Below are 19369 nucleotides of genomic sequence, written 5' to 3' on the forward strand. Positions count from 1 at the left end.
GGGAGAGAGTCGGACTAACCTCGCCCATGGTCATCGAGTGCAGAAACGGCGCGTGTTCGACGCCCCGTTGGATGCCCCGCGTGCTGATTGCCGCGGGCGTCTTTCATCTGCTGTTCGGTGTCTGGGCCAACTTCTGGCCGAATCTTTACTTCGACTGGATCGGCTGCGACCGTCCCAACCACCCGATGCTCTGGCGGGGTGTCGGACTCCTGTCGGCCGCATTCGGCTGCGGATTCCTTATCGCCTCGCGGTCGCCCGTCCGCCACTGGCCGCTCGTGCTGATGGGGTTCCTCAAATTCAACTTCGTCATCATCAGCTTCATCACGATCCGGATCGATGGTCCCCTTCCCTATCAAATCCTCGGGCTGGTGGTGATCGACGACCTCCTCTGGTGGTTCCCTTTCGCCGCCATGCTGTGGGCAGCGGCGGAAGCGCACGCCGGACGACCACCGTCCGGCGACCCTCCGCTCACGCTCGAGGAAGCAGGCCAGCAGTATCACCTGTCGACCGGCGTCACGCTCGGTGCCGCCGCCAAGGACCAGGTGCTTGTCCTTGTGTTCCTCCGGCACTTCGGCTGCACCTTCACACGCAAGATTCTCAGAGAACTTGAGGACCTGAAACGGGAGGCGGACCGACACGGCGCGCGACTCGTCCTCGTTCACATGCTGTCACCCGGCGGTGAGAAGCAGTATCTTGATGGAAAGGGCAACATCGCGCGAATCGCGGACCCGATGTGCGAACTCTACCGTGCCTTTGACCTCGGAAAGGGTGGCTTCCTCGAGCTCTTCGGTCCGCGGGTGTGGCTGCCCCTGATCATTGCCCTGTTCCGGGGATGCGGGATCGGCCATGTCGCCGGCGACGGCCTCCAACTTCCGGGCGCGTTCCTTTTTCACGACAATGATATCCTCGCGGCGCAGCGGGCAAAGACCCAGGCCGACCTCCCTGACCTTCCCGCCCTGTTCGAAGGGTTGCCAGAGCCGGAGAACACTGAAAGCGTCCCGGCATGAGCAGCCCACTTGAAGGACGCACCCTGCTTCTGACCGGGGCATCAAGCGGCATCGGACGTGTGACGGCCTCGATGGCGATGGCACGTGGCGCGACGGTGCTTGGCGTGACGCGCAGACCTTCGTCACTTCCATCGGGTGTCCGGCCGATTGAGGCCGACCTGACCCGGCGCGAAGACATCCTTGAAATCTTCCAGAAGGTCGACCGGATCGATGCTCTGGTGAATTGCGCCGGCATGGCCTACCTGTCGCGCATCATCGATGGCAATCCGGCCGACTGGGAGGAGATGTGGCGGGTCAACGTGTTCGCTCTCACGCTCTGCTCCCAACTCGCCCTCCGCCATTTCCCCAAGACCGGAGGACGGATCGTAAACGTGTCCTCAATGAGCGGTCACCGGGTGCCGCCGACCGGTGGGTTCTACGCACCCACCAAGTTCGCCGTGCGGGCGATCACCGACTCCATGCGTCTTGAAATCAAGGCGGCCGGGCTTCCGGTCCAGGTGGGCTGTGTCTCGCCGGGGTTCGTCGACACGCCACTGCTGGAGCACTACTTCCGTGGCCGGGAGGATTCCCTGCAGAAGACCCGGCAGGCCATGACCATGCTGGAACCCGAGGACGTGGCCCGCTGCATCATCACGATGCTCGAAACCCCGGCACACGTGGAAATCGGCGATATCCTGCTCCGCTCCTCGGACCAAAAGGTCTGAGCCGTGGTTGACAATCCGGTGCCGCCGCGCCGCAATCCTTCCAAGGCATGGTCAACATCATCTGCATGAAGTGGGGCACCCGGTATCCGGCCCACTACGTCAACGTCCTCTACAGGTCGATCCAGCGGAACCTCTCGCGCCCGTTCCGTTTCCTATGCCTGACCGACGACCCTTCCGATCTCGTTGAGGGAATCGAAGCGCGGCCGTTTCCCGAGAACCCGGGGGTCACGCAATCGAAGTGGCCGAACGTGTTCATGAAGCTGGTGATGACCCGCGACGGCTTCGAGAATCTTGAAGGTCCCACCTTGTTTCTCGATCTCGACCTGGTGGTTCTCGACTCGATTGACTGCTTCTTCGACTACAAGCCGGGCAAGAACTGCATCATCCACAACTGGTGGGAGCGCCGGAAGCAACTGTTCCGCAAGCGGCCGGAGATCGGAAACTCCTCGATCTTCCGCTTCGAGGCCGGCAAGTCGCAGTACATCTACGACACTTTCGTGAGGGAGCTGGATCGCGCCCAGGACCGCTCGATCTTCGTCACCGAGCAGCACTTCCTGACCTACGCCATGAAGGAGCGCTACTGGTGGCCGGAGGAATGGGTCCGCAGCTTCAAGTTCAACTGCCGTCCGCCGTTCCCGCTGAACCTCGTCATGTCGCCGCCCAAGCCCAAGGGTGCGAAATTCCTCGTTTTCCACGGGCAGCCGGATCCTCACGACGCGGTCGAGGGGTTCCGGGGCAAGAAACTGCACCATCGGGTGAAACCGGTGCCATGGGTCGCGGACTACTGGAAACCCTAGCCCGCGGGACCGCCTGAGGTTCTGCAGGTGACAACCGCCCCGCTTTCCCCTAATTCCGCCCCGGCATGCAGCTCTGGATCTGCCCCATCCTCGCTTTCCTTCTCGGATCGATTCCCTTCGGCCTGATCATTGCCCGAATGAAGGGCATCGACATCCGGGCCCACGGCTCCGGGAATATCGGCGCAACGAATGTTCTTCGGATCGTCGGCAAGAAATACGGGATCACCTGTTTGTTCCTCGATCTTCTCAAGGGCTACATCCCGATGGTGATCGCGATCAACCTGATCCAGATCGACGGCAAGGCGATCGTTCCGCACCTCGGGTTTCTTGACTCGCTCGCAATGGAGCTTCCGGCGTCGGAACAGTTCAAAGGACAACTCGTCCACGTCGTGACCGCCTTGTGCGCGATCCTCGGCCATAACTATTCGCCATGGGTGGGATTCAAAGGAGGCAAGGGCATCGCCACCTCCGCGGGCGTCGTCCTCGGGCTCATGCCTTTCGCGGTCATTCTGCTGATCGCCGTCTGGGGCCTTCTCTTTCTCATCACCCGGTATGTCTCGGTTGCTTCGATCGGAGCGGCGGCGGCGTTACCGGTTCTGACGCATGTCGGAGCGCGCTTCCACAAGAACGACGCCGGGGTCTCGCTGTGGGAAGCCGACACTTGGAACAAGCCGCTGTTCTTCTTCAGCGTGGTCATCGCCGCCTTGGCGATCTGGAAGCACCGGACCAACATCCGCCGGCTGATGGACGGCACCGAGCACCGGTTCACCCCGAAATCGAAAGCCTGATCCGATGTTCAAAAGCGCCGCTATTCTCGGAACCGGATCGTTCGGCACTGCGCTGGCCCACATCATCGGGCGCCAGCTCGACTCCGTGGCGATGATCGGGCGCGACCCGGATGTCGCCGCGACCATCAACCGCGACCATCGGAATCCGCGTTATCTGTCCAGCGCATCGTTGCCTGAGTCGGTTACGGCCGGCACGGAACTCGCGTCCGCTGCGGAACACGACCTCGTGCTCTTCTGTATCCCGACCTCAGCCACCCGCGGAACGGTCGAGAAACTCGCCTCGCTCGGCCTGCCGAAGGAGACCGCCCTGCTCTCATGCGCCAAAGGCATCGAGCGCGGTACCGGCGAGCGCATGAGCAGCATCATCCAGCAGGGCTTCCCCGACAACCCCGTGGCCGTCCTTTCCGGTCCCAATCATGCGGAGGAGATCGCGACCGACCTAGCCACTTGCGCGGTGATCGGATGCCGCGACGAGGAGCTCGCTTGCGGGTTGCAGCAACTCTTTACCGCCTCGCATTTCCGGAGCTACACCAGCGACGACATCGCCGGCATTGAACTTGGTGGAGCGATCAAGAACATCTACGCCATCGCCGCAGGCATCGCCGCCGGCCTCGGACTCGGCGACAACGCGATTGCCGCATTGGTCACCCGGGCATTGGCCGAGATGACCCGCTTGGGGGTTCAACTCGGCGGGCGTGTCGAAACATTCTCCGGACTGTCAGGGGTCGGCGACCTCATCGCCACCTGCTTCTCTCCCCACTCCCGAAACCACCGGGTCGGCAACGCACTGGGCGAAGGCAAAACCCTTGAGGATGCGGTCAACTCGCTGGGCATGGTCGCCGAGGGCGTTCCGAACACCCAATCGATCTACGAAGCCGCACGAGCCGCCGGAGCCCGCACACCGATCATCGATGCGGTTTACGCAATCCTCTACGAGGACATGCCGGCCGCACGCGCTCTGAGTGAACTGCTCAACCGCGACCCCCGACCGGAGACCGACTGAACCATTTCATGACTGCCGTCTCCGAAACCGAGAAGCGGCCGGGCATCATCCGGCGTCTGTATCACTGGACCATTTCGTGGGCCGACCGCCCCGGGGGAACGTGGGCGCTTTTCCTCATCGCCTTCGCAGAGTCGTCGTTCTTCCCCATTCCACCCGACGTGCTGCTCCTCGCCCTCTGCTTCGGAGCGCGAAAGAAGTGGGCGAAATACGCACTGGTCTGCACGGCAGGGTCGGTCCTTGGCGGGATCGCCGGCTGGCTGATCGGTTGGGGACTTGCCGAGTCGGTCGCGCAGCCCCTGCTGAACTTTTTCGATGGCGACGGCCACACCCAGGAGAAGATCCAGACCTGGTATGCGGACTATGGATTCCTGGGCATCCTGATCGCCGCGATCACCCCGATCCCCTACAAGGTCTTCACCATCGCCTCCGGCCTGTTCCACTACAGCCTGCCTCAGTTGATCATCGCATCGATCATCGGCAGAGGATTCCGCTTCTTTGTCGTCGCGGGCATCATCCGGATTTTCGGCCCCAAGGTGCGCCCCTTCATCGAGAAGCACCTCGAATGGTGCTTCCTCGGACTCGGGGCGCTGGTCGTGATCGGAATCCTCGCGATCAAATTCCTCCACTGACGGCGCGGCCCTACCGGGGTCCGCCACCGGGGGCCGTCCGCGTCGGCTTGTCGAAGCGAAGCTTGCTCCGGCTGGCCGCGCGGTCGCCATTCATCGTCGCGACCGTCATTTCCTTCAGCGTGTAGCTTCCGTCCGAAAGCTTCATCACGCCATCCACTTCGAATCGCTTGAGACGGGTGCCGTTCCGATCGAATCCCTCGATCTTCATGAAGGCGCCGAACTCCTTGTGGACCCAGACGTAAACGACGGAATAGGCACCACCGGCACCGGGATTGTTGACCCGGATCTTGTAGCAGTTGTGGGGACCGACCCGTTCGTCACCCAGCAGTGACGGCTTGGGCCAGTAGAGGAACCGGAACGACAGGTCCTCGTAAGTCAGATCGCTTCCCGCAATCGGCTGCCGGAGTTTCTCGTTGGGGAATCTCAAGGTCTTGCCGTCCTTGAACTCGAACAGGTCAAATTGGTTACCACCAAGACGGAGGTGAAAGGGTACCCACTTCTTGTTCTCCAGAAACTGGAACTGGATGTTCTTCCCTTTCAGGAACAGCGCGACATTCGTCTTCCCCCCTGGCCCGCTGATGTTGCCCGTCAAATCGGCTTGCTGAAGAGTCGCGGCGAGCCGGGCGCGCTCCATGAGCTGCTCGGCGGTCTGGCTGAACGCCGGCATCGCCAGCACCGCCACCGCCAAGGTCGTTGAAATCCATTGTTTCATCATCGCTGAACAATCGCTGTTTCACCTCCAACGTGCAAGTGCTTCCCCGTATTCAAAAAACACAGCGGCCGGATTGGCGGATTTTTCCAAATTTCCACCATTGGAGCTTGCCGGAAATCCGGCCGGTCCATTGGATACTTTGCAACGAATCCGTTGCCGTCCCCCTTAGACCTCCATGAGTCTCCGCACCCAGCTTTCGGACCTGCTCCCAGCCCTTCTCCCCCAAAATCCTTCCGAAGCCATCAAAGGCACCGAGTTGATCCGGCTCGTGCGCCTGCAGCTCAGCGGCAATTATTCAGACGCCTCACTGCGCTACCATTTCTCGATCATGTCCTGCGATCCGGCCTCGCCGATCGCCAAGGTGGAGAAGGGACAGGGGTATTACCGCCGCTCGGCACCGGTTCCCGCGCTGTCGGGGGCCCAGGAGCTGCTCGCGCTCAGCCAAGGCAGGCTGGAGGATCTCAATGCCGACCGGGGTGCCGTCGACCACGCGCTGGAGCGGGTGAAGAAATTCCGCGCGATCGTCCGCCGGTTCAGCGAGGTCAACGGCCGCTTTCCCTTCGAATACCGGGATGCGTTTACCGCAGGGTCGCCACTCGGCAATCTCTGGAAGTATCCCGAACTGGTCGTCGTCGACTGGCAAACCGGCGAGGACTCCGACGAGGACATGGCGCTCGAGTCGCGCATGCTTTCGCTCAAACAACGCCTCGGGCTGCCCCCCTTCCGTCTCAGCGCCACCCGGCTGCGGATCCAGGCGTCGCTGCACAGCTTCCGCGAGGATTTTTTCCAAACCCTCTCCGCATCGATGTGGACCCAGGGCGGCGAACTCGTTTACGCCGCCCCGATCGAGGACGAGGCCCTCGCCGACGGTCTGCGTGCCCTGAACGCCACTTTCGGCGTCGGTGTCAGCTCGTTCGGGATTGGTATCGAGACTCTCGATGACCTGCCGCGGGCCGCCAACATCCTCAATGCCCATCCGAAGGAGACCGAGGCCCTGATGGAACGGATCAATTTCGATCGGATCGCCGCTCCCCGGCATCGCCAGCACATCGACTGGGGAGCCCTCGAAGCGCTGCGCCGCGAGAGCGGAGAAACCGCGAGCCTGATCGACTGGGTCTGCGACTGCATCGAGCTCGGCAAAGCCTCGCACTACACGCCGAAATAGGCGCCCGCGGACCCCCACGCAGACTGGAACAGCTCTGCCTTGCCCTCTTTCCGGCAGCCGCTACCCTCCCCGGCTTCCACCGAGCGTTCCCTTCATGCACCGAATCTTCGTCGAGAAACGACCCGCTTTCGCCAACGCTGCCAGACACCTCCTGCGGGAACTCCGCGAATCGCTCGAACTCCCGGCGCTCGACGGACTGCGGATTGTCCAGCGGTACGATCTCGATGGTCTCACCGACTCGGAATTCGACCTCGCCGTCCGCAACGTCCTCGCCGAACCGCAGGTCGATACCGCGTCAACCACACTCGAGATCCCCGCGAACCAGCACGCCTTCGCCGTGGAGTATTTGCCGGGTCAGTTCGACCAACGCGCCGACTCGGCCGCCCAGTGCATCCAGATCCTCACCGGCAAGGAGCGCCCGAAGGTCGCGTCAGCCTACGTGATCCTGCTCGAGGGGAACATCACCGAAGGCGACCTCGAACGGATCAAGGACTACGTGATCAATGCGGTCGATTCGCACGAGGCTTCGCTCGAGCTGCCCGAAACGATCAGCGTGCCGACCCCCACCCCGGCCGATGTCGCGATTCTGGAAGGCTTCGAAAGCCTGGATCCGGCCGAACTGAGGAAGGAACTTGGTCTCGCGATGTCCCCGGAGGATGTCGCCTTTTGCCAGAACTACTTCCGCGACGAGGAAGGTCGTCCACCGACGATCACCGAGATCCGGATGCTCGACACCTACTGGTCGGACCACTGCCGGCACACGACCTTTCTCACGAAGATCGACAAGGTGGAGTTCGCACCCGGCACTGAACCTGTTCAGCGGGCTTGGGAAACATATCGGCAGGTCCGCAAGGATCTTGGCCGGGAGGATCGTCCCGTCACCCTGATGGACATCGCGCTGATTGGCATGCGCGAGCTCCGGGCCAGCGGTGAACTCGACAATCTGGAAGTCTCCGAAGAAATCAACGCCGCTTCCATCGTGGTGCCGGTCGAGATCACGCCGACACCCGGATCCTCCTTCTCCGATCCCGTCCGGGAAGAGTGGCTGGTGATGTTCAAGAACGAGACGCACAACCACCCGACCGAGATCGAGCCGTTCGGTGGTGCGGCGACCTGTCTCGGAGGATGCATCCGCGACCCGCTTTCGGGCCGCTCCTATGTCTACCAGGCGATGCGGGTCACGGGGGCCGCGGATCCCCGGACACCCTTTGCGGAAACCCTTCCAGGCAAGCTTCCCCAGCGCAAAATCTGCCAGATCGCGGCGGAGGGATACTCGTCGTACGGCAACCAGATCGGACTCGCGACCGGTCAGGTCACCGAGGTCTATCATCCGGGCTATGTCGCCAAGCGCATGGAAATCGGCGCAGTCGTCGCCGCGGCTCCCCGGTCGAATGTCTTCCGCGGCACTCCCGCGTCCGGCGACCTGATTCTGCTGATCGGCGGCCGCACGGGCCGGGACGGCGTCGGCGGCGCGACCGGCTCGTCGAAGGAGCACGATGACTCCGCACTCGAGAACTCAGCCGAGGTCCAGAAGGGCGACGCACCGACCGAACGCAAGATCCAGCGACTCTTCCGGAAGGCGGATCTGGCGAAGCGGATCAAGGTTTGCAACGACTTCGGCGCCGGTGGCGTTTCCGTGGCAATTGGCGAAATCGCTCCCTCGCTCGACATCAACCTCGATGCCGTACCGAAGAAATACGACGGCCTCGATGGAACCGAACTCGCGATCTCCGAGTCACAGGAACGCATGGCGGTCTGCGTCGATCCCGCGGACCGGGATTTCTTCATCGCCGAGTCCGCGAAAGAGAACCTCGAGTGCACCCATGTGGCGACGGTCGGAGACCACGGCCGCCTGCGGATGACCTGGCGCGGAAAGACCATCGTCGATTTGTCCCGTGCCTTTCTCGACACAAACGGCGTCCAGCAATCCGCCTCGATCCGCGTCGAATCGCCGACCGCATCGAAGGAACCGGCGGACATCCCCTCCATTTCGGCCGGAGTCCTCGCGGATCTCAATCACTGCTCCCAGAAGGGGTTGGGCGAGATGTTCGACGGCTCGGTCGGAGCTGGCACCGTCCTGTGGCCCTTCGGCGGGGATCACCAACTCACGCCCCCGGACGCGATGGTCGCCAAGCTGCCTTTGCTCGAGGGCGACACCGACTCGTGCACCTACATGAGCTGGGCCTACGATCCTTACCGTAGTTCCGACTCCCCATTCCACGGCGCCGCGTGGGCGGTCACCGAGTCTGCGCTGAAGTGTGTCGCAGCGGGCGCACGGCTCTCCGACATCCGCCTGACACTTCAGGAGTACTTTCCGAAGCTGGGTTCGGATCCGAGCCGATGGGGGCTTCCGTTTGCCGCGCTGCTCGGCGCGTTCGACGCCCAACACGGCCTCCGTCTCGCCGCCATCGGAGGCAAGGACTCGATGTCGGGCTCTTTCAACGATCTCGACGTGCCGCCAACCCTCGTCTCCTTTGCACTCGCTCCCGGCATGGCCAGCCTCGCGCTCTCCCCGGAGTTCAAGCAGGCCGGCTCGAAGGTCAGCGTGGTTGAGATCACGCCGACCGAGGAAAACCTGCCAGACTATCCGGCAGTTCTGGCAAGCTCCGCCGCACTCCACGAGCTCAACCGATCGGGCGGAATCATCTCGATGAAGTACATCGGCGCCGCCGGCCTCGAGCATGCCCTCGCGACCTGCTGCTTCGGCAATGGTCTGGGATTCGAGGCCTCCTCGGCCTTACCGAAGGCGAGCGGCATCTCCGCGTTCCTCATCGAGCATGGCGAGCCACTGCCCGCTTCTCTGGGTGCCGTGGCAATCGGCAGCGTAACCGAGCAGCCCTCCCTCCTTCTTGAGCCTGCGGGTGTCCCGGTCGCACTTGACGATTTGAGGGAGCAATGGACCGGGGCCCTCGAGTCCGTCTACCCGACCCGGGCGGAGGAACCTGCCGCCGCTTTGCAAGAGGTTCCGCTCGCCGGAGCCACTCGCCCCACCGGCTCCACTTCCCACGCCGCACCGAAGGTCATCATTCCCGCCTTCCCCGGTACCAACTCCGAATACGACTCCGCCAAGGCCTTCAACGAAGCCGGAGCGGAAGCGGAGATCCTCGTGTTGAGGAATCTCACTCCCGAGGCACTCGACGAGTCACTCCAAGCCCTCGCGGACCGGATCCGTGCATCGCAGATCCTGATGCTCCCCGGTGGCTTCAGTGCCGGGGATGAACCCGACGGCTCGGCGAAGTTCATCGCCGCCGTCCTTCGCAGCCCCAGAGTCGCCGATGCGGTGATGGATCTTCTCCAGAATCGCGATGGTCTCATCCTCGGCATCTGCAACGGCTTCCAAGCGCTGATCAAGACGGGCCTGGTTCCCTACGGTGAGATCCGGGAGCCCGCCGCTGATGCGCCGACCCTGTTCCACAACGACATCGGTCGCCACGTTTCCTGCTACGCTCACACGCGTGTGACGTCCGTCCTGTCGCCGTGGCTGGCCGCCTGTGAGGAAGGCGACATTCACCGGATCCCGGTCTCTCACGGTGAAGGCAAGCTCGTCGCGGACGCCGAGACCATCAGTCGTCTGGCCGCCGCCGGACAAATCGCGACCCAGTACTGCGACTCGGCCGGAAATCCTTCGATGGAGATCCGTTTCAATCCCAACGGCTCCCTTGCGGCCATCGAGGGCATCACCAGCCCCTGCGGCCGGGTTTTCGGCAAGATGGGACACACCGAGCGTCGCGGCACTCACGTCGCTCGCAACATCCCGGGCGAAAAACACCAGCCCCTGTTCCGGGCCGGAGTCCAGTGGTTCGCCTGAGCGATCAGGCACTCGCCCAATGGCGCAAGATTTGTAGGACAAATCGGTCCTTTTCGTTGAAAAATCGGGTGTTGTGCACGTAGATCAGGCATGCGCATCGCTCTGATCACGCTTGCTCTCGCACTTCCGCTCTTTGCCCAACGCGGCGACCGGAAGGGTCACGACAATATGGAACCGGTGGTTCCCGAGAATCTGATTCCTCCGGCACCCGTCCTAGATGTCGACGCGGCCCTCAAGACCTTCAAGCTCCAGCCGGGCTTCGTCATCGAGCCGGTGGCCGCCGAGCCCTTGGTCGAGAAGCCGGTGTGCATGGACTTCGATTCCGCCGGGCGGATGTGGGTCTGCGAAATGCGCGGCTACATGCCCGATATCGACGGCAAGGAGGAAAGCATCCCGCAGGGGCGTATCGTGGTCCTCGAGGACAAGGACGGCGACGGCAAGGCTGAGACCCGCACCGTGTTTCTCGACAAACTCCTGCTTCCCCGCTCGGTGGCCATCTACGAAGACGGGATCCTTTTCATCGATGAAATGCGGCTGTGCTGGGTCAAGCGCGACGGACTGAAACCGTCCGGCGATGTCGAGGTGATCGACGCCGAGTTCGCCAAGGGAGGCAATGTCGAGCACAAGCCCAACGGCCTGCTTTGGAACCTCGACAACTGGCTCTACCTCGCGAAGTCCGACAAGCGCATCCGCCGGATCAACGGGAAGTGGGAGATCGAGAAGACGCAGTTCCGTGGGCAGTGGGGCATCGCGCGCGATGACTACGGCCGCCTCTACCACAACAACAACTCGACGTTTCTTGTCGGCGATCTCGTCGTCCCGAACCTCCTGACCGGCAATCCGAATGCCAAGATGAAGGTCAACGACACGACCCGTCTCGGTACTAATCGCGTGTGGCCGATCCGCGTTACCCCGGCCGTCAACCGCGCCTACATGGACAAGCGAAACGGTTACAGCCAGCAGACGCTCGATCCGAAGACGCACAAGCTCATCAATTGCACGGCCGCGGCCGGCATGACCGTCTATCGCGGCACCAACTTCCCCGAGGCATGGAAAGACACCGCGTTTGTTTCGGAGTCGACCGCCAACCTCGTCAAAGCGATCAAGATCGAGGACAAGGATGGCAAGCTGACCGGAAGCCACCTTCCCGGCGAAACCGAGTTCCTCGCATCGACCGACGAGCGTTTCCGTCCGGTCAATCTCTACAGCGCGCCGGACGGATCGTTGTACCTCGTCGACATGTATCACGGGATCATCCAGCACAAGACCTACATGACCAGCTATCTGCGGGAGCAGACGCTGTCCCGCGGTCTGGACAAACCCGGCTACGGGCACGGGCGGATCTACCGGATCCGGGCGCAAGAGGGACAACTGGAAAAGCCGGAAGACCTCGCCGGGCTCTCACCCGAAAAGCGGGTCGCGCTGCTTTCCCACCCGAATGCATGGCACCGGGAGATGGCCCAGCGTTTGATCGTCCAGAGCGATCCTTCCGTGTATGCGCCGCTGCTCCGCGACCAGATCAAGCCGGACAACGGTCTCGGTGCGATCCACTCGATCTGGTGCCTTGAGGGTCTGGGAGTCCTTGAAGCCAACGATCTACTTCCGGTTTTCACCTCGACCGAGGCGAAACTCCGCGCCAGCGCCCTGTGGGCGGCCACGCGTTTGCCGGATTCCCAGCTTGGTGCCATCGCGAGCGCGCTCGCCTCTTCAAAGGGCGACGGCGAGTCGCTTCCCTACCGAGCGAAGGTCCTTGGCAAGACCGGCGATCCTGCCGCCTTGGAAGCCCTTGCCAAGCTGCTGCTCGAATCCGGCAAGCAGCCATTCGTTCGCGAAGCGGCGGTGGCGGGCCTCTCCGGACACGAGCGGAGCTTCATCGATTCCCACCCCGAAGCCCTGAAGGACAAACAACTCAAGGGTTGGCTCGAACAAGCAGCGAAGGCTCCAAGCAAGAAGTCCGGCCCGAACCTGAAGGGCGCCGCACTCGCTTCCTATGGCCGCGGCAAAGAGCTCTACCACGGAGAAGCCGCCTGCGTCGGCTGCCACGGTGCCGACGGTGCCGGCTTGCCCAATCTCGGCCCGCCGCTTGACGGCTCCGAATGGGTCACGGGAGATCCGGAGCGCCTGCTGAAGATCCTGCTCCATGGGATGACCGGACCCGTCAAGGTCGCCGGGGAAACCTACAACCCGCCGGCCGCGATGCCCGGCCTTTCGTTCAACCCGGCGATGACCGATGCCCGTTTGGCCGACATCACGACCTACATCCGCAACGAGTGGGACAACAAAGCTTCCGCTGTGGAAGCGGGAACGGCCAAGAAAGTTCGTGCCGCTACTGCGGAACGTTCCGGCCGGCCGTGGACGGCGGACGAGTTGAAGTGAGTCACATCCCCTGCTGCCTCACCAATTCGGTAAGCTGCTTTTGGAACGACTCGATGTCCTCCGGTGACGGGCGGTAGCCGGGGGTGTCCGGGTCAAGGCCAGGACGCCCCATCTGATCGATCATCCAGATCGCACCTTCGCCGTCGGAGAACGTCACCTTGCCACTGACCATCGCACCAGGCACCGCGACGCTGTCCATCGTGACAGTGACGGAACCCCCACCTGCGGGAGCGGACTCCTCGACCACCGCCTCTTCAGGTTGGGCTTGGGGTTCCTCCTCCTTTTCTTCCTGGATCTGCACTCCGAGATCGAGCACAAGGAACCGCGCGTCCATGTAGGTGATACCCACACCGAACTCGTCCTTCAGGCGCTTTTGGAGATCGGCGATCGTCGCGCCCTCGGCGGCCCATTGATGAAGGGCGGACTTCTGGTCTTCGGTGAGTTGGCTGGCGCTGAACATTGCGGCGATTCAGAAACCCTCCAGCCGACAATCCAAGTCCAAATCGCGGATCCGGCGTCAGGAAGCGACGCCCTCCCGCCGAGCCTCGACCGCCAGACGGAAGGCCTTGCGGTCGCCATGACGGCGGATCGAGAACTTCACACATCGCCGCTGGCCCGGCTCAGGACACCATGTCGCCTGCCAGAAATAGTAGGTTTCCCCGTTCGAGGCGGACACGGCGACTTTTGAAACCCCTACCACGCCGGATGAGTTCCGCGCCGACTTCAGACAGATCCTCGGCGCCTGATCCTGCTCCTTGAGCCTCTCGACCAAGGCATCGCGCCATGCCTTCGCCGCACGATAGGACGCCCGGGATCCGCCACACTGCCGGTCGGCGAAGTACTTGCCGAACTTCTCCCCCCGACGTTGCAGCCGCACCTGCCAGCCGTGAGTGCTGGCACTCGGCAAGTCGATGCGCGCGATCGCATACGTGTCGTCAGGAGTCCACATGACGTTTCTGCAGCGGAGCATCGGCCCGCCGCAAATCCTTGTCAAACAATCGCCCCCTGAAACGCCGACGCGCCCCGTCCCGACATCGGAACGGAGCGCGTCAAAACCTTATCGAAGTGCGAATCAGACCTCTTCCACCGGAAGGTTCGACACTTCCTCGCGCATCTTTTCGGCGAGCAATGTCGAAAGGTAACGCTCGGTCGATGAGCATCCGACCGTAACAATGCGTTTCCCTTGGAACTCGGGACGCTTGGCGATCTCCATCGCCGCCCAGACATTGGCACCGGTGGAAATTCCCGCAGGCAGTCCTTCGTCCTGAGCAAGCGCCTGTGCGGTCGCGAACGCATCCTCGTTGCTCACCTGAACGGTGCCGTCGATGATGTCGACATTGAGGTTTCCGGGGATGAATCCGGCACCGATGCCCTGGATCATGTGCGGGCCCGGATCGCCACCCGAAATCACCGGGCTGGCCGAAGGCTCGACCGCGAAGGTCTTCATGTCGCAGCGGGATTTGAGCACTTCCGAGACACCGGTGATCGTTCCACCGGTTCCGACACCCGCTACGAACGCGGCGATTTCGCCACCCGTGTCCGCCCAGATCTCCTCAGCGGTCGTCTCGCGATGAACCTGAGGATTCGCAGGGTTATCGAACTGTCCTGGCCCGAAGGATCCTTCGTTCTCTTCGAGGAGCTTCTTCGACATCGCGATCGCTCCACCCATCCCCTTCGCACGGGGAGTGAGCACGAGTTCGGCGCCCAGCATCCGCAGCAGGACCCGGCGCTCGATCGACATGCTCTCAGGCATGACGAGCATGCAGCGGTAGCCCTTGGCGCGGGCAACAAAGGCGAGTGCGATCCCGGTGTTTCCCGAAGTCGGTTCGATGATGAGTCCGCCCGGCTTGAGCGAGCCATCCTTCTCGGCGGCCTCGATCATCGACTTTCCGATGCGGTCCTTCACGCTGAACAGCGGGTTGAAGAATTCCGCCTTCACGCAGATCTCGGCACCGAGATCGGCACCGACCTTGTTGAGACGGATCAGCGGGGTGTTGCCAACGGTGGCAACCATGTTCTCTGCAATAGCCATGATTGGGGTGGTTTGGGTTAGATTTGGAAATCGTTGTTGCCGGAGTCGAGGTGCAGCCCGCACTCGTATTTCTCGCCATTGAAGCGGGTGGCCTCGGCACTTTGCTCGGGATCGGCCGGTCGCGTGCTGTGCCAATCTCCCATGGTCACATAACCCTGCGACGCCAGCGGATGGGGTGGCAAGTCGTGATCATGCATGTAGGCGGAAACCTGGGCGTCCGCCCAGTCCAGGATCGGATAGACCTTGAGTGTCCGCTTCTGCGACTCCGCGAAAGGGCGGTCGGCCCGGGTGCTCGACTGGCTACGCCGTAATCCGCTCAGCCAGACCTCCGCTCCCAGCTCGGAAAGCGCGCGGGCCATCGGCTCGACCTTTGTCAGCAGGCCGTAGCGCTCCAAGCCCTCGCCTCCCTCTTCCCAAAGGCGCCCGTGCACCGCCTCCATCCGGGCCGCGCTCATCTGCGGCTGATAAACACGAAGATCGGTTCCGAAACGCTTCACCAATTCCTCCGCGTAGCGATAGGTCTCGGGGAATAGATAGCCGGTATCGATAAAGACGACCGGGACATCGGGCGCGTGCTTCGACAGGAGGTCGAGCATCACTGCCGACTGGATGCCGAAGCTCGTCGATGCCGCAAGACGACCTTCGAACCGGTCGCGTAGCAACCGGATCCGGTCGGGCGCGCTCAGGCCGGTCAGTTCGGACGTCAGGGCGTCCGCGGTTGGAGCGGTCGCTGACATGCTCAATTCTGAATGGCTTCCGGCTTGATGTTCTCGTGGAAGTCCGGCCCTTGGATGGTTTCGTTGACGTAACCGGCCCGGATCACGAAGTCCCCGAATCGCTCGCCCTCGCTGCGCTCCTTGGCGTAGTGCTCAAGAATCGGACCCAGAGTCGCACCGATCTGGTTGGCATCAAGATCCTGCCGGTAAAGCTTGCTGAGCCGCTGCCCGGCAAAGCCGCCACCGAGATACAGGTTGTAGCGACCCGGACCACGACCGACGAAGCCGATCTCGGAAATGAACGGACGTCCGCAGCCGTTCGGGCACCCGGTCATGCGGATGGTGATCGCATCGTGCCGAAGGCCCAACTCCTCGAGCTTCTCCTCAAGATCGGTAATGACGTCCGGCAGATAGCGCTCCGCCTCGGCGAGTGCCAAACCGCAGGTCGGAAGCGCGACACAGGCGATCGATGCGAGGCGCATCGCACTCCGCTCGTGACTCCGGTGCATGCCGTACTTTTCGAGCAGCGCCTCGATCTCCGGACGCTTCTCCTCCGCCACATTGGCGATGATGACGTTCTGGTTCGCGGTCAGCCTGAAGTCGCCCTCGTGGACTTTCGCGATCTCCCGCAGACCCTCGCGCATCGGATAGCCCGGCGTATCAATCACACGGCCGCCCTGGACGAACAGCGTGTAGTGGAAATTGCCACGCTCGTCCTCCACCCAGCCATACCGGTCGCCGTTGTCTTCAAAGTGGAAATCGCGGGCAGGCTCGAGGTCATAGCCGAGATACTTGTTCAACTCGGCGAGGAACCAGTCGGTCCCGCGGTCCTGGATGGTGTATTTGAGCCGAGCGTGCTTGCGATCGGTCCGGTCACCGTAGTCCCGCTGGACGAGCACCACCTTTTCCGAGACATCGACAACCTTGTCAGGCGTGCAGAAGCCGATCACCTCCGCAATCCGCGGGAAGGTTGCCTCCGCACCGTGAGTCATGCCGAGCCCTCCACCGACCGCGACGTTGTAGCCTGTGAGCTTGCCGTCCTCGACGATCGCGATGAACGACAGGTCATTGGCGTAGACATCGACATCATTGGATGGCGGCACCGCGACGGTGATCTTGAACTTCCGCGGCAGGTAGGTCTTGCCGTAGATCGGCTCGACCTCCTCCTCGGAGCTTTCGAGCTTCTCGCCATCGAGCCAGATCTCGTGATAGGCCCTGGTCTGCGGGGTCAGGTGGTCGGAAATCTCCTGTGCGGCGCGCAGCGCCTGTTCGTGGATCGACGACAGATGCGGATTCGGATTGCACATCACGTTGCGGTTCACGTCGCCGCAGGCGGCGATCGTATCCATCGCGGCATCGTTGATCTCCTTCACCGTCCGCTTGAGGTTCGACTTGATGATCCCGTGAAGCTGGAACGCCTGGCGGGTCGTCAGCTTGATCGTACCGTTGGCGAACTGATCCGCCATGCGGTCGGTCTCGAGCCACTGTTTCGGCGTCGCAACACCACCCGGAACCCGGACCCGGATCATGAAGGAAAACGCCTTCTCCAGCTTGTGCTTCCGACGGCCCGGCCGCAGGTCGCGATCGTCCTGCTGGTAGGAACCGTGGAACTTCAAAAGCTGGCCGTCGTCTTCCGACAGCGATCCCGTCGAAAGGTCAGCCAATCCTTCGGCGATGGTTCCCCGCAGGTAGTTCGAACGGATCTTGATCCCTTCGTTTGCTGAAAGCTTCTCTTCACTCATCTCTCTGAAAATCTGAAACGTTGATGATTAATAGACGTCGCGCTGGTAGCGCTTGGACTTGCGCAACCCCTCGACGTAGGCCTCCGCTTCTTCCCTGCTGCGCTTGCCCTCGGCTTCGATGATACCGATCAGCGCTTCGTTCACATCGTGCGCCATGCGGGAGGCGTCGCCGCAGACGTAAAAGTGAGCACCCTTCTCAAGCCATGCAAACAACTCGGCGGCGTTCTCACGCATCTTGTCCTGAACGTAGACCTTCTCCGGTTGGTCGCGCGAGAAGGCGACGTCCAAGCGGTTGAGCGCACCATTCGAGAGATGATCCTGCCACTCGAGCTGGTAGAGGAAGTCGTAGGTGTAGCGCTGGTCTCCGAAGATCAGCCACGAGTCGCCTTTCGCACCGGTCTCGGCACGGTGCTCGACGAAGGCACGGAACGGAGCGATGCCCGTACCCGGGCCCACCATGATGATCGGCGTGTCGTCCGAATCCGGCAGTCGGAAGTTCTTGTTCACGTGGGTATAGACCCGAACCTGCTGACCGGTCTCGACAAGGTCGGCGAGAAAGGTCGATGCAACCCCCTTGCGCTGCAGCCCATGCGCCTCATAGCGAACCGAAGCCACCGTCAGGTGAACCTCATCCGGATGAGCGAGCGGGCTTGAAGCGATCGAATAGAGGCGCGGCGGAAGCTTGCGGAGGATTCCGACGAGTTCATCCGCCGAGACACCCTTCGGCGCGAATTCCGCGAGAGCGTCGGCAACCCACCGACCCCAGAGGTAGTCCTTCAATTGATCCTTCGCGTCGTCGGCGAGCAAACCTTCGAGACGCTCGGACTTCGCGACAGCCTGAAGCTTCTTCAGAACCGCCTTTGAAAGGACCGTGATCTCGAAGTCCTCGCGAAGTGCGTCGGCCAAGACTTTCTCATCGCCACCCTTGAGGCTCACCTTCTCGGTGCCCTTGAGCTTCGCGGCCTTGAGCACGCCTTCGACCATGTCGGGGGCGTTCAGGGGTACGACCGCCAATGCATCGCCGGGCAGATAACTCATGCCCGATCCTTCAAGCGAGAGTTCGTAGTGCCACGTCTCCTTCTGCGAGCCCTCCCCGTTCAGGAGAACCTTCTCCAGCATCTCGGATGGGAACGGGTTCTTTTTCCCAAATGCCTCACCGGCGACCGGGATCGCGACCGCAGGAGCAGCCGGTGCGGCAACCGCAGGACCGAATGAGGACAGCGCCTCATCCAGCCACGCGGCATGATCCTCATCGTAATCGACGTCGCAATCCTTGCGGGGCGTCGTCCGCTTCGCACCGAGCGCCTCAAGACGCGCGTCGATGTCCTTCCCCGTCTTGCAGAACTGCTCGTAGGATGTGTCACCGAGCGCGCACACCGAAAAGCTCACACCGGACAGATCGACCTTTTCCTGCATGAGTCCGTTGTAGAAGCCAGTGGCCGACTCGGGCGGATCGCCATCGCCCCAGGTGCTCACGATCACCAACAGCTTGCCGGCTTTGGCAAGATCCGCCGGTGAGAGGTCGGCCATGTTCTTCACGCTGGGCTTGAAGCCGCGCTTCTTGGCCTGCTTCGCGGTGAGATCGGCAAGTGCCTCGGCATTGCCCGACTCCGTGCCGTAAAGCACGAGCAGGGGGCTGGCGGACGGCGTGGCAGCAGCCGTTTCCGATCCGGATTCGGCCGAGAGATATCCAGCCAGCCACAGCCGCTGGCCGGGTGTCAGGCCTTGCAGAAGGGAAGCCGCGGCGCTGCGCTGCTCGGGAGAAAAGGGTGCGTGCTCTGGAAGCATTACCTTAGTGTGTTACCTTGTTTTGTAAACTTATGTGCCGGAGACTCAACCGCCCCTGCCTGTGACGCAAGCGAAAATCCCCAAAAGTGGGGCATCAGAAGC

Annotated in this window: 16 protein-coding genes; 9 read left to right on the forward strand and 7 right to left on the reverse strand. The window is 62.4% G+C overall.

The features are described 5' to 3' along the window. Nucleotides 1-71 precede the first annotated feature (71 nt). The 6 genes from HAHE_RS20355 (at nucleotide 72) to HAHE_RS20380 (ending at nucleotide 4928) form a co-directional block, all read left to right on the forward strand. Complete coding sequence (locus HAHE_RS20355) at nucleotides 72-1007, forward strand: AhpC/TSA family protein (RefSeq protein ID WP_338687087.1); 936 nt, start codon at nucleotides 72-74, stop codon at nucleotides 1005-1007. Continuing rightward, on the forward strand, nucleotides 1004-1711 hold the full coding sequence (locus HAHE_RS20360; RefSeq protein ID WP_338687089.1) for an SDR family oxidoreductase: 708 nt from the start codon (nucleotides 1004-1006) through the stop codon (nucleotides 1709-1711). Before HAHE_RS20355 ends, HAHE_RS20360 begins: the two co-directional genes overlap by 4 nt. Nucleotides 1712-1758: 47 nt before the next feature. Then, nucleotides 1759-2508 (forward strand): hypothetical protein, encoded by a 750-nt coding sequence (locus HAHE_RS20365; RefSeq protein WP_338687091.1) that lies wholly within the window; start codon nucleotides 1759-1761, stop codon nucleotides 2506-2508. Between the two features lie 65 nt (nucleotides 2509-2573). Continuing rightward, entirely contained in the window at nucleotides 2574-3296 is a 723-nt protein-coding gene (gene plsY / locus HAHE_RS20370; RefSeq protein ID WP_338687093.1) for a glycerol-3-phosphate 1-O-acyltransferase PlsY, read from the forward strand. A 4-nt stretch (nucleotides 3297-3300) separates the two neighbouring features. Next, nucleotides 3301-4299 carry an NAD(P)H-dependent glycerol-3-phosphate dehydrogenase gene (locus HAHE_RS20375; RefSeq protein WP_338687095.1) on the forward strand — a complete coding sequence of 333 codons (999 nt, stop codon included), beginning with the start codon at nucleotides 3301-3303 and terminating at the stop codon, nucleotides 4297-4299. An 8-nt stretch (nucleotides 4300-4307) separates the two neighbouring features. Continuing rightward, the gene (locus HAHE_RS20380) at nucleotides 4308-4928 is read left to right on the forward strand and encodes a YqaA family protein (protein ID WP_338687096.1); all 621 of its coding nucleotides are present in this window, start codon (nucleotides 4308-4310) and stop codon (nucleotides 4926-4928) included. 10 nt (nucleotides 4929-4938) lie between these two features. Here HAHE_RS20380 and HAHE_RS20385 read toward each other — a convergent pair whose 3' ends face one another. Further along, entirely contained in the window at nucleotides 4939-5640 is a 702-nt protein-coding gene (locus HAHE_RS20385; protein WP_338687097.1) for an outer membrane lipoprotein-sorting protein, read from the reverse strand. Between the two features lie 175 nt (nucleotides 5641-5815). On the opposite strand from HAHE_RS20385, the gene HAHE_RS20390 reads away from it, so the two are divergent. The 3 genes from HAHE_RS20390 to HAHE_RS20400 all read left to right on the forward strand — a co-directional run bounded on the left by HAHE_RS20390 (nucleotide 5816) and on the right by HAHE_RS20400 (nucleotide 12989). Continuing rightward, nucleotides 5816-6805: a hypothetical protein gene (locus HAHE_RS20390; RefSeq protein WP_338687098.1), complete on the forward strand. Its 990-nt coding sequence runs from the start codon at nucleotides 5816-5818 to the stop codon at nucleotides 6803-6805. A gap of 94 nt (nucleotides 6806-6899) precedes the next feature. Then, nucleotides 6900-10613, forward strand: coding sequence for a phosphoribosylformylglycinamidine synthase (locus HAHE_RS20395; RefSeq protein ID WP_338687099.1), 3714 nt, complete (start codon nucleotides 6900-6902; stop codon nucleotides 10611-10613). A 90-nt stretch (nucleotides 10614-10703) separates the two neighbouring features. Next, a complete protein-coding gene (locus HAHE_RS20400; RefSeq protein WP_338687101.1) occupies nucleotides 10704-12989 on the forward strand; it encodes a DUF7133 domain-containing protein in 2286 nt (761 codons plus the stop codon). A gap of 1 nt (nucleotide 12990) precedes the next feature. On the opposite strand, the gene HAHE_RS20405 is transcribed toward HAHE_RS20400, so the two are convergent. The 6 genes from HAHE_RS20405 to HAHE_RS20430 all read right to left on the reverse strand — a co-directional run bounded on the left by HAHE_RS20405 (nucleotide 12991) and on the right by HAHE_RS20430 (nucleotide 19267). Further along, nucleotides 12991-13449, reverse strand: coding sequence for a hypothetical protein (locus HAHE_RS20405; protein ID WP_338687102.1), 459 nt, complete (start codon nucleotides 13447-13449; stop codon nucleotides 12991-12993). Nucleotides 13450-13506: 57 nt separating this feature from the next. Next, on the reverse strand, nucleotides 13507-13959 hold the full coding sequence (locus HAHE_RS20410) for a hypothetical protein (RefSeq protein WP_338687104.1): 453 nt from the start codon (nucleotides 13957-13959) through the stop codon (nucleotides 13507-13509). 102 nt (nucleotides 13960-14061) lie between these two features. After that, nucleotides 14062-15021, reverse strand: coding sequence for a cysteine synthase A (gene cysK, locus HAHE_RS20415; RefSeq protein ID WP_338687106.1), 960 nt, complete (start codon nucleotides 15019-15021; stop codon nucleotides 14062-14064). Nucleotides 15022-15038: 17 nt separating this feature from the next. Further along, nucleotides 15039-15758: a phosphoadenylyl-sulfate reductase gene (locus HAHE_RS20420; protein ID WP_338687108.1), complete on the reverse strand. Its 720-nt coding sequence runs from the start codon at nucleotides 15756-15758 to the stop codon at nucleotides 15039-15041. Between the two features lie 2 nt (nucleotides 15759-15760). After that, the gene (locus HAHE_RS20425) at nucleotides 15761-17479 is read right to left on the reverse strand and encodes an NADPH-dependent assimilatory sulfite reductase hemoprotein subunit (protein ID WP_338687110.1); all 1719 of its coding nucleotides are present in this window, start codon (nucleotides 17477-17479) and stop codon (nucleotides 15761-15763) included. Between the two features lie 27 nt (nucleotides 17480-17506). Next, nucleotides 17507-19267 (reverse strand): diflavin oxidoreductase, encoded by a 1761-nt coding sequence (locus HAHE_RS20430; RefSeq protein ID WP_338687112.1) that lies wholly within the window; start codon nucleotides 19265-19267, stop codon nucleotides 17507-17509. Between the last annotated feature and the right edge of the window lie 102 nt (nucleotides 19268-19369).

Source organism: Haloferula helveola (genome assembly GCF_037076345.1).
Taxonomy (GTDB): Bacteria; Verrucomicrobiota; Verrucomicrobiia; order Verrucomicrobiales; family Akkermansiaceae; genus Haloferula; species Haloferula helveola.